The following is a 14,456-nucleotide window of genomic DNA, read 5'->3' as shown; positions in this document are numbered from 1 at the left end:
TCTCCGTCATTCTGTTAACAAGGAATTCAAATGCAAGCGGCAACAGTCGTCATTAACCGCCGCGCTCTGCGACACAACCTGCAACGTCTGCGTGAACTGGCGCCTGCCAGTAAGCTGGTTGCGGTGGTGAAAGCGAACGCTTATGGACACGGTCTTCTGGAGACCGCGCGAACGCTCCCTGATGCTGACGCTTTTGGCGTGGCGCGTCTTGAAGAGGCTCTACGTCTGCGAGCGGGCGGGATCACGCAGCCTATCCTGCTGCTGGAGGGTTTTTTCGACGCCGCCGATCTGCCGACCATTTCCGCGCAATGTCTGCATACCGCCGTACATAATCAGGAGCAGCTTGCCGCCCTGGAGGCGGTGGAGCTGGCGGAGCCAGTAACGGTCTGGATGAAACTGGATACCGGTATGCATCGTCTCGGCGTGCGTCCCGAAGAGGCGGAGGCGTTCTACCAGCGTCTGACGCACTGTAAAAATGTACGCCAGCCGGTGAATATCGTCAGCCATTTTGCCCGTGCGGATGAGCCGGAATGCGGCGCTACCGAACATCAGCTCGACATTTTTAATGCCTTCTGTCAGGGTAAACCCGGTCAGCGCTCTATTGCCGCGTCTGGCGGTATTCTGCTGTGGCCGCAGTCTCACTTTGACTGGGCGCGTCCGGGCATCATTTTGTATGGCGTATCGCCGCTGGAACACAAACCCTGGGGGCCTGATTTTGGTTTTCAGCCGGTGATGTCCTTAACCTCCAGTTTGATCGCGGTGCGTGACCACAAAGCGGGCGAACCGGTGGGCTACGGCGGGACATGGGTGAGTGAGCGCGACACGCGCCTGGGCGTGGTGGCGATGGGTTATGGCGATGGCTACCCACGAGCGGCGCCTTCCGGTACGCCAGTACTGGTCAATGGTCGTGAAGTCCCGATTGTCGGGCGGGTGGCGATGGATATGATTTGCGTGGATTTGGGGCCAAACGCGCAGGATAACGCGGGCGATCCGGTGGTCTTATGGGGCGAAGGTCTGCCGGTTGAACGTATCGCTGAAATGACAAAAGTAAGTGCTTACGAACTTATCACGCGCCTGACTTCAAGGGTGGCGATGAAGTATATTGATTAAATACGCGGCAGGCCGGGTGGCGCTTGCGCTTATCCGGCTTGTCTCGCGCATTGGCTGTAGGCCGGATAAGACGTTCACGCCGCCATCCGGCAATATGCGCATCCACCACAACATCCTCTCGATCTTCTCGTCCTTCCGGTTTATTGTGTTATTTCCTGCCCTCTGTAAACCTGGAGAACCATCGCGTGTTTCAAAAAGTTGACGCCTATGCCGGCGATCCGATTCTTTCACTGATGGAGCGTTTTAAAGACGACTCCCGTCACGACAAAGTAAATCTGAGCATTGGCCTGTATTACAACGAAGACGGGATTATCCCACAGCTCAAAACGGTGGCCGAAGCCGAAGCCCGGCTTAACGCGCAGCCGCATGGCGCTTCGCTGTACCTGCCGATGGAAGGACTCAATACTTATCGCCATACTATCGCGCCTTTGCTCTTTGGCGCCGATCACCCGGTTCTTCAGCAACAGCGCGTGGCTACTATCCAGACATTAGGCGGTTCCGGCGCGCTGAAAGTGGGCGCGGATTTCCTGAAGCGTTATTTCCCCGACGCAGGCGTATGGGTGAGCGACCCCACCTGGGAAAACCATATTGCGATATTTGCCGGGGCAGGATTCGAAGTGAGTACTTACCCCTGGTATGACGACGCGACTAACGGCATCCGTTTTAACGATCTGCTGACCACGCTGAATACGTTACCTGCGCGCAGTATCGTGCTGCTGCACCCCTGTTGTCACAACCCGACCGGGGCGGATTTAACGCCTTCGCAATGGGATGCGGTGATTGAGATAGTGAAAGCGCGCGATCTGATTCCGTTCCTTGATATTGCCTATCAGGGGTTTGGCGCAGGCATGGACGAGGATGCTTACGCTATTCGCGCCATTGCCAGCGCCGGGTTACCTGCGTTAGTCAGTAATTCTTTTTCGAAGATTTTCTCGCTGTACGGCGAGCGCGTCGGCGGCCTGTCCGTGGTGTGTGAAGATGCTGAAATTGCCGCGCGGGTTCTGGGACAGCTAAAAGCGACGGTGCGCCGAATTTACTCCAGTCCGCCGTGTTTCGGCGCTCAGGTGGTCGCTACGGTCCTGGGCGATGAGGCGTTAAAAGCGGGCTGGCTGGCGGAAGTCGACGCGATGCGTAACCGCATTATATCGATGCGCCAGACGCTGGTGAAGGAGCTGAAGGCGGAGATGCCTGACCGCAACTTTGATTACTTGTTACAGCAGCGCGGTATGTTCAGCTATACCGGGTTAAGCGAGGAGCAGGTCGAGCGGTTGCGCGATGAGTTTGGCGTTTACCTGATTGCCAGTGGCCGCATGTGTGTCGCCGGGCTTAATGCTTCAAATGTACACCGCGTGGCGAAGGCATTTGCCGCTGTCATGTAATATTCAGGCCGGACGGCGATAACAGTGCCCTCCGGTCTGACAATAGCTGTTGTGATCATCCTCTTTTTTCGTAACAAAACCGCAGATAATCCTTCCTTTTGACCGTTACTGGCGTTATGGTCAGATAGTTTTTTGAGCAAAGACTCATCTTAATAATTATAATATTTTGAATTTTAAGGGAAAAGTATGAAAAAAATAACCCTGGCGCTAAGTGCCGTCTGTTTGTTGTTTACGCTAAACCATTCCGCGAATGCGTTAGTATCTTCCCCTTCGACGCTCAATCCGGGCACTAACGTTGCAAAACTCGCGGAACAAGCGCCTGTCCATTGGGTCTCTGTCGCCCAGATTGAAAACAGCCTCACCGGACGCCCGCCGATGGCGGTCGGCTTTGATATTGACGACACCGTGTTATTTTCCAGCCCCGGATTCTGGCGCGGAAAGAAAACCTACTCCCCGGACAGCGACGATTATCTGAAAAATCCGGCCTTTTGGGAAAAAATGAACAACGGCTGGGATGAGTTCAGTATTCCAAAAGAAGTGGCCCGACAGCTCATTGATATGCATGTTCGCCGTGGCGACAGTATTTACTTTGTCACTGGTCGTAGTCAGACGAAAACGGAAACCGTGTCGAAAACGCTGGCGGATAACTTCCATATTCCGGCGGCGAATATGAATCCGGTGATTTTCGCCGGCGATAAACCGGAACAAAATACGAAAGTACAGTGGCTGCAGGAGAAGAACATGCGTATCTTCTACGGCGATTCGGATAACGATATTACCGCGGCTCGTGATTGTGGTATCCGCGGTATTCGCATCCTGCGCGCGGCTAACTCCACCTACAAACCGCTGCCGCAGGCAGGAGCGTTTGGCGAGGAAGTCATTGTCAACTCGGAGTACTAAAAATCAGGAGAGCGACAGGCTCTCCTTTTTTGCATGATTTTTGCACAAACTTGCCCCGCTGGCTTTTACCTTTTCCAGACTTGCTGCACACTATTCAGGAGACGTTTGTTTTTAGGAAGGAGCAGCCTATGTGGTATCAGCGCACCATTACACTGAGCGAGAAGCCGCGCGGGTTTCATCTGATAACAGATGAAATTATCGATAAATTGTCTGGCTTACCGCCTGTCGAAACGGGTTTGCTGCATCTGTTGTTACTACATACCTCGGCCTCGCTGACGTTAAACGAAAACTGCGATCCCACCGTGCGCGCTGATATGGAGCGCCATTTCCTGAAAACCGTTCCCGATAATGCGGCGTATGAACATGATTACGAAGGCGCAGATGACATGCCTTCGCATATTAAGTCGTCAGTATTGGGCGTCTCGTTGCTGCTGCCTGTACGCCAGGGGCGTTTACAGTTAGGAACATGGCAAGGTATCTGGTTGGGAGAGCACCGTATTCACGGCGGTCCACGTAAAATCATCGCGACACTACAAGGGGAATGATAATGACCATTTCGGAATTACTGCAATACTGCATGGCAAAACCTGGCGCAGAGCAGAGCGTCCACAGCGACTGGAAAGCGACGCAAATTAAAGTGGAAGATGTACTTTTCGCGATGGTAAAAGAAGTTGAAGGACGCCCGGCAGCCTCTCTCAAAACCAGCCCGGAACTGGCAGAGTTGTTACGTCAGCAGCACAGCGATGTACGACCGAGTCGGCACCTTAATAAAGCGCACTGGAGCACGGTCTATCTGGACGGATCGCTGCCGGATTCACAACTCTATTATCTGGTCGATGCCTCTTATCAACAGGCGGTAAATGCGCTGCCGGAAGATAAACGCAAGCAGTTGCCGCAGTCCTGATTATAGCGCGCCGACCAACAACGCCAGGGCGATATCAATGAGGCGGATGACCGTAGACCGGATACGGCTGCCGAGGGCGATTTGCGCATTATTGGCGCGTAGCCTGGCGAGGTCCCGCTGTCCTTCCAGCAGAATAATCATATCATCGTCGTCCAGCCAGCCGCGAGCATGTTCCTGAAGCGCGCGGGCGATAAACGCGGCGGACTCGCGGATACCGTCGTCGCTGTCTTCTCTTGCCTGCTTATACGCCTGGATAAACTCGGCAATCGCCGAGGAGGCTACAGGATGTTCGGCCCGGGCGGTGGTCATCAGGTAATGTATTTCGTTAATAGACGCCATTTTCTTCTCCCTGAGTACAGCGGGCGCCCCAATGCAGACACTCACCCTGTATGGCTAATTTCCAGACCTGATTATTTTGCTGTTGGTATCTCTCAGCCTGGATGTAAGTAAGTGGTTGCTTACGTTGTATAACCCGCGCATAAAGACGCAAATAGTGATTTTTCAGCAGCGCCAGATTATCGAGTCGGTGTTTATCCCCACCTTGACGGGCGACCCGCTCAGCCTGAAAAAATGTCTGGCGGATATCGCGGTCATCCTTGAGCAGTGTCTCTTTTTGCCACGGTATTTGCGCCGCGTCCTGCAGGAAGCGGGTTGAGCGCGCTTGTAATAGCGTCAGTTGTTGAAAAGCCACGGCGCTAAAGCGGTCAGGCAGTATACAGGCGGATAAAAACAGGCACAGCAGTAGTGTGATTGCGTAGGGCAACTTCATGGTGTTTTCCATAACAGACCGTTTGCGCTATCACATGTCAGAGCGAGGCGGCACGCAAATCACAAATGCTCAACACGGATACAATGAGGTGGGATGAGGAAAAATGATGCCGCTTCCCGGCGAATCGGAAAGCGGCGTGAAGGTTATTTGAGCATAGGTTTAAGGAAGCGGGCGGTATGCGACGCCTCGCACTCCGCCACGGTTTCCGGCGTACCGGAGACGAGAATTTCGCCGCCGCCGCTGCCGCCTTCCGGGCCGAGGTCGACAATCCAGTCCGCCGTTTTAATGACGTCCAGGTTGTGTTCGATCACCACGATGGTGTTGCCCTGATCGCGCAACTGATGCAGAACGTCAAGCAACTGCTGAATATCAGCAAAGTGCAGGCCGGTGGTCGGCTCGTCGAGAATATACAGCGTCTGCCCGGTGCCGCGCTTCGACAGTTCGCGCGCCAGCTTCACGCGCTGGGCCTCGCCGCCGGAAAGCGTCGTCGCCGACTGACCAAGACGGATATAGGTCAGCCCCACGTCCATCAGCGTCTGCAGCTTACGCGCCAGCGCCGGAACCGCATCAAAGAACTCACGCGCTTCTTCAATGGTCATATCCAGCACTTCGTGGATGGTCTTGCCTTTGTACTTAATCTCCAGCGTTTCCCGGTTATAGCGCTTGCCTTTGCACTGGTCGCACGGCACGTAAATATCCGGCAGAAAGTGCATTTCGACTTTAATGACGCCATCGCCCTGGCACGCTTCGCAGCGACCGCCGCGCACGTTGAAGCTGAATCGCCCTGGCGTATAGCCGCGCGCGCGAGACTCCGGCACGCCAGCAAAAAGCTCGCGAACCGGGGTAAAGACGCCCGTATAGGTCGCCGGGTTGGAACGCGGGGTGCGCCCGATCGGGCTCTGGTCGATATCGATCACTTTATCGAAATGTTCCAGCCCCTGAATATCCCGATACGGCGCCGGTTCGGCGATAGTCGCCCCGTTTAACTGACGCTGGGCGATGGGGAACAGCGTGTCGTTAATCAGCGTCGATTTACCGGAACCCGAGACGCCGGTGATACAGGTAAACAGCCCTACCGGTAGCGTAAGGGTCACATCTTTCAGGTTGTTGCCGCGCGCGCCGGTGAGTTTGAGCACTTTTTCTGGATTTGCCGGCACGCGTTGTTTCGGCACTTCAATTTTGCGTTTACCGCTCATGTACTGGCCGGTCAGCGATTCCGGTACCGCCATAATGGCTTCCAGCGGGCCTTCCGCCACCACCTCGCCGCCGTGAACGCCCGCGCCGGGGCCAATATCAATCACATGGTCGGCGGCGCGGATGGCGTCTTCATCGTGTTCCACCACAATCACGGTATTGCCAAGATTGCGCAGATGAATCAACGTACCCAGCAGCCGTTCGTTATCGCGCTGGTGCAGACCGATGGACGGTTCATCCAGCACATACATCACGCCGACTAACCCGGCGCCTATCTGGCTCGCCAGACGAATACGCTGGGCTTCGCCGCCGGAAAGCGTCTCTGCCGAGCGGGAGAGCGTGAGATAGTTCAGGCCGACGTTCACCAGAAACTTGAGGCGATCGCCGATCTCTTTTAGCACTTTTTCGGCGATTTTCGCCCGTTGCCCGGAAAGCTTGAGATTAGTGAAAAAATCCATCGCATGGCCAATGCTCATATCGGAAATAGCAGGCAGCGGCGTATTTTCCACAAATACATGGCGCGCTTCGCGATTCAGTCGCGTTCCTTCACAGCTGGCGCAGGGGCGATTACTGATGAATTTCGCCAGCTCTTCGCGCACCGCGCTGGATTCCGTTTCTTTATAACGGCGCTCCATATTATGTAGCACGCCTTCGAACGGATGGCGGCGCACGGAGGTATCGCCGCGATCGTTCATATATTTAAATTCGATGTTCTCTTTGCCGGAACCGTACAGCACGACTTTGTGTACGTTGGCGCTGAGGCTTGCCCACGGCGCATCCACGTCGAACTTATAGTGTTCCGCCAGCGACTTGAGCATTTGAAAGTAGTAAAAATTGCGACGATCCCAACCACGAATCGCGCCGCCTGCCAGCGACAGGTCGGGATTCTGGATCACGCGGTCCGGATCGAAATATTGCTGAACGCCGAGGCCGTCACAGGTCGGGCAGGCGCCTGCCGGGTTGTTGAACGAGAACAGACGCGGTTCCAGCTCGCGCATACTGTAGCCGCAAATCGGACAGGCAAAATTGGCGGAGAACAGAAGCTCCTCCGCTTTCTCATCGTCCATATCGGCAACAACCGCCGTGCCGCCGGATAATTCCAGCGCCGTTTCGAACGACTCCGCCAGGCGTTGGGAAAGATCGTTGCGAACTTTGAAGCGATCGATCACCACCTCAATGGTATGTTTCTTTTGCAGCTCCAGCTTCGGCGGATCGGAGAGATCGCAGACTTCGCTGTCAATACGGGCGCGAATGTAACCCTGGCTTGCCAGATTTTCCAGCGTTTTGGTGTGTTCGCCTTTACGCTCTTTAATAATCGGCGCCAGCAGCATCAGACGTTTGCCTTCCGGCTGTGACAGCACGTTATCGACCATCTGGCTAACGGTTTGCGCCGCCAGCGGCACGTCATGATCCGGACAACGCGGTTCGCCCACGCGGGCAAACAGCAGGCGCAGGTAGTCGTGGATCTCGGTAATAGTACCCACCGTAGAGCGCGGGTTGTGCGATGTCGATTTCTGTTCAATTGAGATCGCGGGCGATAGCCCCTCAATATGGTCGACATCCGGTTTTTCCATGAGCGACAAAAACTGCCGCGCGTAAGCGGAGAGCGATTCAACGTAACGACGCTGCCCTTCGGCATACAGAGTGTCGAAAGCCAGTGAGGATTTGCCTGAACCCGAAAGCCCGGTCACGACAATCAGTTTGTCGCGTGGGATGACGAGGTTAATATTTTTGAGATTATGGGTGCGGGCGCCCCGAACTTCGATCTTATCCATTCACCTTTCCCGGTAGAGACTCGGATGCCTGGTTTGTTTGAAGGACAAACGGCAGAAACGGCTAATTATGACACAATTTAACCTGTTTGAATATACAGTATTGGAATGCATCTTCAGCTAAAGTATGCAACAATATGAGGTTCGCGCGAGTGACCTGGAACCTGCATCGCAGCTATTAAAATGCTACGTGGAAATGGTACACTCACGCGTTTACACTATTTATGAAACGTATTCAGGAGACTCAATTATGGCCAGCAGAGGCGTAAACAAGGTGATTCTCGTTGGTAATCTGGGCCAGGACCCGGAAGTACGCTATATGCCGAGTGGCGGCGCTGTCGCCAACTTAACGCTGGCTACTTCTGAATCCTGGCGCGATAAGCAGACCGGCGAAATGAAAGAGCAGACTGAATGGCACCGGGTGGTGATGTTCGGCAAACTGGCGGAAGTGGCCGGCGAATATCTGCGTAAAGGTTCTCAGGTGTATATCGAAGGTCAATTGCGTACCCGCAAGTGGACCGATCAGAGTGGCCAGGAACGCTATACGACTGAAATTAACGTTCCGCAGATCGGCGGCGTGATGCAGATGCTGGGTGGTCGTCAGGGCGGCGGCGCACCGGCAGGCGGTCAGCAGCAGGGGGGTTGGGGTCAACCGCAACAACCTCAGCAGCCACAGGGCGGCAACCAGTTCAGCGGCGGCGCGCAGTCGCGTCCACAGCAATCCGCGCCAGCGCCGTCTAACGAACCGCCAATGGATTTTGACGACGACATTCCGTTCTGATTTTTGGTAAAAAACTCAAAGCGTTATTTGCATTTTCGCTATAGTTCTCGTCTGCTGAAATGCCTGGTGTAAACCAGGCATTTTCTTACCTGGTATTATTGTCTTTGTCTCCCTTTCAAAAAAGAGAAGCGCATATCTTACGGAAAAATGTCGCTTATCGCCTCTGGCCGACTCGCCTCGGCACATCATTATCCAGCCGAAGTTCATAAATGTACTGCAATAACCCGGATTGTCTTAAATATGAAAGAGAAATCTCATCTGCAAAATATATAATTTATAGCCATTTTTTGACAACAAAAAGATATTATAAAATAACGTTAGAGAATGGTCGGTATTATCAATAGTTAATTAAATGTTTGCTTTAGCTTGTGATGAGGTCAAATATGATATGTTCATCTTGCTTTATTTTTAATTGCTGAAGATAAACTTGTTACTTATAGCTGGCTTTATATAAAAAATGGTTTTATTTATGTATTTTTTTTACGCAATTCTGATTTTTTACTCCCCGCTTATTATATTTTTAATGATTTAAGTTATATTGAAGTCCCTATGACCCTATGTTTTAATTGTGAAAATTCATTTTATCCTCTGGAGGCAAATTTATTAAATACGTATGATTATAACGCGTATTAAAAAGAAATATGTCCTTAAAATGATTTAGAGTTTCAATGATTAGCTAACAAATCTATTTATCGGCGAGTGGTTTTAATTTGCTGATGACTATTTTTTATTTATGAGCTGAGAGCTTATGCGATACCTATTATTGGGGAAGATATAGTTAGTGCAATAATTGATGTCTACCTAATTAAAAAATAAAGAGTGTTTTTAATTAAAGCACTCATCTTTGTTGTGGGCGCATAAAAATGGCGTCATTGTTTTTATTTTTCTGATTACGAGATGTAGGAAAACTGAAATCTATAAAGCGTATTGGTAGCAGGAAGCCAAGGGCGGTAGCGTTCACTTTCTGAATAAGTTGAGCATCCTTTATCCTTTCTAATCCACAAAAACATTTTATTCACAATGTAATATCAGGAGACAACATGGAAGACGAAAGTAATCCGTGGCCTAGTTTTGTTGATACATTCTCTACGGTATTGTGCATTTTTATATTTCTTATGTTGGTGTTTGCACTTAATAATATGATTATTATGTATGACAACTCAATTAAAGTTTATAAAGCAAATATAGAGAATAAGACTAAATCTACTGCTCAAAATAGCGGAGCCAATGACAATTCAAATCCTAATGAAATAGTTAATAAGGAAGTGAATACTCAAGATGTGTCGGACGGAATGACTACAATGTCAGGTAAGGAGGTTGGAGTATACGATATCGCCGATGGTCAGAAAATTGATATAACATCTACAAAAAATGAGCTTGTTATTACGTATCATGGCAGGCTGAGAAGCTTTTCAGAAGAGGACACTCATAAAATAAAGGCTTGGTTAGAAGACAAAATCAATAGTAATTTATTGATAGAAATGGTTATTCCTCAGGCAGACATCTCTTTCTCTGACTCTTTACGACTGGGATATGAACGGGGAATTATTTTAATGAAAGAGATTAAGAAGATATATCCTGATGTAGTTATTGACATGAGTGTTAACTCCGCAGCATCAAGTACAATGAGTAAAGCTATTATCACGACTATTAATAAAAAGGTGTCAGAGTGAAATATATAAATCATTACCGCTATTTGTTTGTCTGTTTTTTCCTTGCCATACTCCCTTTTTCCGCTTTATCTTTTCCCGGTATAAGAGAGTATGTTTTTGATAACTTTATGGTTTCTGCAATTTACAATGGAGTCATTATTGCCATTTATATTACAGGCTCTTTGTGTGCATTATTCACTATTTTTAAAAATATTTCAGCAAAAGACATATTAATAGCTCAGGACGCCAGCAGAAAAAATAGTATTCTTTCTAACCTCAATCAGATTTTGTTTTCCGGAGAACCCAAACAGTGTGATTTCAATTTGCTGATGGAATTAGATGACAATGTGTCTACCGCCCGTAACCAACGATTGTCATTTATTATGAGTTGTAGCAATGTGTCGACGCTTGTTGGCCTGTTGGGGACGTTTGCGGGTCTGTCTATTACGATTGGTTCAATCGGGAATTTATTGAGCTCGCCATCAGATGTTGGCGGTGATAATGCAAGTAATACACTCAATATGATCGTGACAATGGTAGCGTCGCTTTCTGAACCATTGAAAGGGATGAATACCGCATTTGTATCTTCTATCTATGGTGTTGTTTGCGCCATACTCCTGACCTCACAAAGTGTTTTTGTTCGCAGCTCCTATTCCCTTGTTTCTACGGAAATCAAAAAATTAAAAATCATAAGCAACAGATCCAATAATAAACAACGAAGCCTGCGGGTTGAATCAGAGACGCTTGTAGAATTTAAAGAGTTGTTTAAAGCGTTTTTTGATAACTACCTGACAGTTGAAAACTTACGGACGCAGGATGAAGAAAAGAAACGAGTGATGCTATCAGATAGCTTTGTCACTTTGCAAAACCGACTATTGGATAACTCAGCAAAACTGGAACAACTTTCTACGCTGATTGATGGTTATCTGGTAAGCAGTAACGAAAATCTCAAAAAATTATCTGACGGTGTAATAACAATTACCTCTCGTTTATCTGAAGGTAATATCCTGCTTGCTGATAATAATGCACGACTGGAGGCAATGAGTACAATACAAAATATTATAGACAAAAAGAATGATTCAATAATAGCATCAGTTGATAAATGTTATCAGGAATCTCTTTCACATGGTAAGACCATAAACGATATTGCCGCTGGCAGTGCCGATATTTCTCATACTCTCGATGGGCTGAGAACAGAAATGGATGAGGATATGAACAATGTTCATTTAGCGCTATCCGATCTATCGGCTACTGATAAAAAGATTATTGCCAATACTAAAGAGATTAGTGCTGAAATGGTTAGCTACCGTGATACCTATATGCCATTAATGGAAAAAATAACATCTATGCACCAGGAAATAGTAAAGCAACGTTTGTTAAACAAGGAGGAAAAAAATGAAGATTAAGATGTTTTTTCTGACGACTGCTTTTATTACACAAAGTACATACGCCAGCGAGCTTCCGGTCATTCCTCTAAGAGATTTAGTTAATGCCGCATTAACGCATCAGCCCTCTGTTGCTGTTTCATATTATGAGACTGAAAAGAAAAACAGTGACTTAGATCTTTCACGGGCAGCACTTTATCCTACCCTGGATCTAACATCTGGCCTTAATAATAACAGGAAGGAGTCGTCAGGTACCGAGAGAAACGTTGAAAATAAGGTGTCCTTATCATACCGAATAACGGATTTTGGAGTGAGGGGGGCTAATATCAGGAAATCTGAATATGAAAGAGATAATAGTAAAACTGACTATGAAAAAACAAAGAATATAGTGTCTCAGGAGGTTGTGACAACCTATTACAACATCAGTAAATATCGTGAAATGATTGATGGCGTAAATCTGGAGAAAGAGTTTTATAAAAAGATGCTGGAAACTTTTTCGCTGCTGGTATCTTCCGGTGTAGCTATGCAATCTGATATGCGTAAAGTACAAGTATCTATCGATGCATTAAATACCAGAAGCATTATGTATCAGTCGATGTTGGATGATGAAATGTATAAAATGCAGAATATGACTGGTCTGAATTTGTCACCAGATCAGATTCAAAGCGATGAAAAATTCAACCTCTTCAAAAAATATATCTTTGTCGAAAGTCCTGAAAAACTTATGGACATGGTGATGAAATACAACGATGACTATAAGATGCTTGTCAATACCCGAAAAGCCGCGACCGAAGATATTAATGCCGCAAAATCATCCTATTTTCCGACTGTAGATCTCGTTTCCAGCTATGTACAGAATAACCCGAGCGGTAGTGCCAAAAAAAGTGATTATGAAGATGAATTTAAAACAGGTATCAATGTCAGTTTCAACATTTTTAATGGGTTCAGAAATTCAGCCCAGGAAAGAAAAATGGTGGCAAGTTACTCGCAGGCTAAGCTGCAAATTGACGATTTTTTGATTAAAACGCGTTATAACATTGATTCACAACTTTCAAGATACGCCGCTGCAAAAGAGACTTACTCAGTGGCGGAACGTTCACATACAAACGCGTTACAGCTTACTGAATTATATGAGCAGGAGTTTCAGTTAGGGCAAAAAAGTTTGCTTGATTTAATTTCAAGCCGTAATGAAGCATTTCAGGCATATGTAAGCATGATCGACAGCAAATATAGCCTGTATATTTTAAAGTTACAGCAACTCTCATTGATTTTTCATTTAATGGATTATTTAAAAGGAAATACTGAAAGTGAGTTAAATGTAATGAAATGAATAGAAGACAAAGCGATCATCTCATGATGATAATTATTTCTTTGACGATCTTAATTATTATCCTTACCTACTTTATAGAAATTAATTCAGTGGTTCATGGTCAGGGCGTTATCACCACTAAAGATAATGCTCAGTTAATATCTCTTTCTAAAGGAGGGACGATACAAGATATTTATGTGGCCGAGGGTGATACTGTAAAAAAAGGAGAACTCCTTGCAAAGGTCGTTAACCTTGATCTGCAAAAAGAATATCAAAGGTATAGAACTCAAAAAGGGTATCTGGATAAAGATGTTAACGAAATATCTTTCATTCTTGATAAAGAAAATGAGAGTGGATTGATTACCCTGGATGGCACCCGTTCTTTAAGTAATAAAGAGGTAAAAGCGAATATTGAATTAGTGCATAGTCAGATAAGAGCTAAAGAGTTAAAAAAAACCTCTCTTGATTCTGAGATTAGCGGATTACAAGAGAAGCTGAGTTCGAAAGAAAAAGAACTCGCATTGCTTGCCGAAGAAATAAATATTCTTTCCCCACTGGTAAAAAAAGGAATTAGCCCATATACCAATTTTCTTAACAAGAAACAGGCGTATATAAAAGTTAAGTCTGAAATTAATGATATTGAAAGTAGCATCACTTTAAAAAAAGATGATATTGAGTTGGTTGTTAATGATATTGAGGCGCTTAATAATGAATTGCGACTATCTTTATCTAAAATAATATCTAAAAATCTTCAGGAACTTGAGGTTGTTAACTCTACATTAAAAGTAATAGAGAAGCAGATAAATGAGGAGGATATCTATTCACCGGTTGACGGTGTAATTTATAAAATCAATAAAAGTGCCACTACTCATGGTGGTGTGATTCAGGCGGCGGACTTACTTTTTGAAATAAAACCAAAAGTAAGGACTATGCTGGCCGATGTGAAAATATTACCCAAATACCGTGACCAAATATATGTAGATGAAGCCGTTAAACTGGATGTGCAGTCAATTATCCAACCAAAGATAAAATCGTATAATGCGACTATCGATAATATTAGCCCTGATTCCTATGAGGAAAATACCGGAGGAACAATTCAGCGTTATTATAAAGTAATTATTGCATTCGATGTTAATGAAGATGATTTACGGTGGTTAAAACCAGGTATGACTGTTGACGCCAGTGTAATTACCGGAAAACACAGCATTATGGAATACCTGTTATCTCCCTTGATGAAAGGCGTGGACAAAGCCTTTTCAGAACCAGTTAATACTAAACGATTAGATACACCTTGAGAGTGA

At 47.1% G+C, this 14,456-nt stretch carries 13 protein-coding genes; 10 read left to right on the top strand and 3 right to left on the bottom strand.

The window, feature by feature from the left end; translation table 11 throughout:
* Positions 1-30 precede the first annotated feature (30 nt).
* From alr to LCS67_RS20700, 5 genes are all read left to right on the top strand, one after another.
* Complete coding sequence (gene alr, locus LCS67_RS20720; protein WP_001147297.1) at positions 31-1,110, top strand: alanine racemase; 1,080 nt, start codon at positions 31-33, stop codon at positions 1,108-1,110.
* A gap of 185 nt (positions 1,111-1,295) precedes the next feature.
* Positions 1,296-2,489, top strand: coding sequence for an aromatic amino acid transaminase (gene tyrB, locus LCS67_RS20715; protein WP_000486919.1), 1,194 nt, complete (start codon positions 1,296-1,298; stop codon positions 2,487-2,489).
* Between the two features lie 186 nt (positions 2,490-2,675).
* Positions 2,676-3,389 (top strand): acid phosphatase AphA, encoded by a 714-nt coding sequence (gene aphA, locus LCS67_RS20710; protein ID WP_000724435.1) that lies wholly within the window; start codon positions 2,676-2,678, stop codon positions 3,387-3,389.
* Between the two features lie 128 nt (positions 3,390-3,517).
* The gene (locus LCS67_RS20705) at positions 3,518-3,934 is read left to right on the top strand and encodes a secondary thiamine-phosphate synthase enzyme YjbQ (RefSeq protein WP_000270392.1); all 417 of its coding nucleotides are present in this window, start codon (positions 3,518-3,520) and stop codon (positions 3,932-3,934) included.
* 2 nt (positions 3,935-3,936) lie between these two features.
* Positions 3,937-4,293 carry an MmcQ/YjbR family DNA-binding protein gene (locus tag LCS67_RS20700; RefSeq protein ID WP_000155665.1) on the top strand — a complete coding sequence of 119 codons (357 nt, stop codon included), beginning with the start codon at positions 3,937-3,939 and terminating at the stop codon, positions 4,291-4,293.
* Here LCS67_RS20700 and LCS67_RS20695 read toward each other — a convergent pair whose 3' ends face one another.
* From LCS67_RS20695 to uvrA, 3 genes are all read right to left on the bottom strand, one after another.
* A complete protein-coding gene (locus LCS67_RS20695; RefSeq protein WP_000146597.1) occupies positions 4,294-4,632 on the bottom strand; it encodes a hypothetical protein in 339 nt (112 codons plus the stop codon). It lies immediately after the preceding gene.
* A complete protein-coding gene (locus tag LCS67_RS20690) occupies positions 4,619-5,074 on the bottom strand; it encodes a hypothetical protein (RefSeq protein WP_000432200.1) in 456 nt (151 codons plus the stop codon). Before LCS67_RS20690 ends, LCS67_RS20695 begins: the two co-directional genes overlap by 14 nt.
* A gap of 131 nt (positions 5,075-5,205) precedes the next feature.
* Positions 5,206-8,031, bottom strand: a complete 2,826-nt coding sequence (uvrA, locus tag LCS67_RS20685) for an excinuclease ABC subunit UvrA (RefSeq protein WP_080183760.1) — start codon at positions 8,029-8,031, stop codon at positions 5,206-5,208.
* Between the two features lie 247 nt (positions 8,032-8,278).
* On the opposite strand from uvrA, the gene ssb1 reads away from it, so the two are divergent.
* From ssb1 to siiD, 5 genes are all read left to right on the top strand, one after another.
* Positions 8,279-8,809, top strand: a complete 531-nt coding sequence (ssb1, locus tag LCS67_RS20680) for a single-stranded DNA-binding protein SSB1 (protein ID WP_000168322.1) — start codon at positions 8,279-8,281, stop codon at positions 8,807-8,809.
* 1,040 nt (positions 8,810-9,849) lie between these two features.
* Positions 9,850-10,482: an SPI-4 type I secretion system auxiliary protein SiiA gene (siiA, locus tag LCS67_RS20675; RefSeq protein WP_000389239.1), complete on the top strand. Its 633-nt coding sequence runs from the start codon at positions 9,850-9,852 to the stop codon at positions 10,480-10,482.
* Complete coding sequence (locus tag LCS67_RS20670) at positions 10,479-11,867, top strand: MotA/TolQ/ExbB proton channel family protein (protein WP_023228454.1); 1,389 nt, start codon at positions 10,479-10,481, stop codon at positions 11,865-11,867. Before siiA ends, LCS67_RS20670 begins: the two co-directional genes overlap by 4 nt.
* Positions 11,857-13,176, top strand: coding sequence for an SPI-4 type I secretion system protein SiiC (siiC, locus tag LCS67_RS20665; RefSeq protein ID WP_001670706.1), 1,320 nt, complete (start codon positions 11,857-11,859; stop codon positions 13,174-13,176). The genes LCS67_RS20670 and siiC overlap by 11 nt, the downstream gene beginning before the upstream one ends.
* Positions 13,173-14,450: an SPI-4 type I secretion system protein SiiD gene (gene siiD, locus LCS67_RS20660; protein WP_001081935.1), complete on the top strand. Its 1,278-nt coding sequence runs from the start codon at positions 13,173-13,175 to the stop codon at positions 14,448-14,450. The genes siiC and siiD overlap by 4 nt, the downstream gene beginning before the upstream one ends.
* Positions 14,451-14,456: the final 6 nt, after the last annotated feature.

Source organism: Salmonella sp. A7 (assembly GCF_020181675.1).
Lineage (GTDB): Bacteria > Pseudomonadota > Gammaproteobacteria > Enterobacterales > Enterobacteriaceae > Salmonella > Salmonella enterica.
The sequence above is the reverse complement of the archived record's forward strand: the minus strand, read 5'-3'. Positions and strand labels throughout refer to the sequence as shown.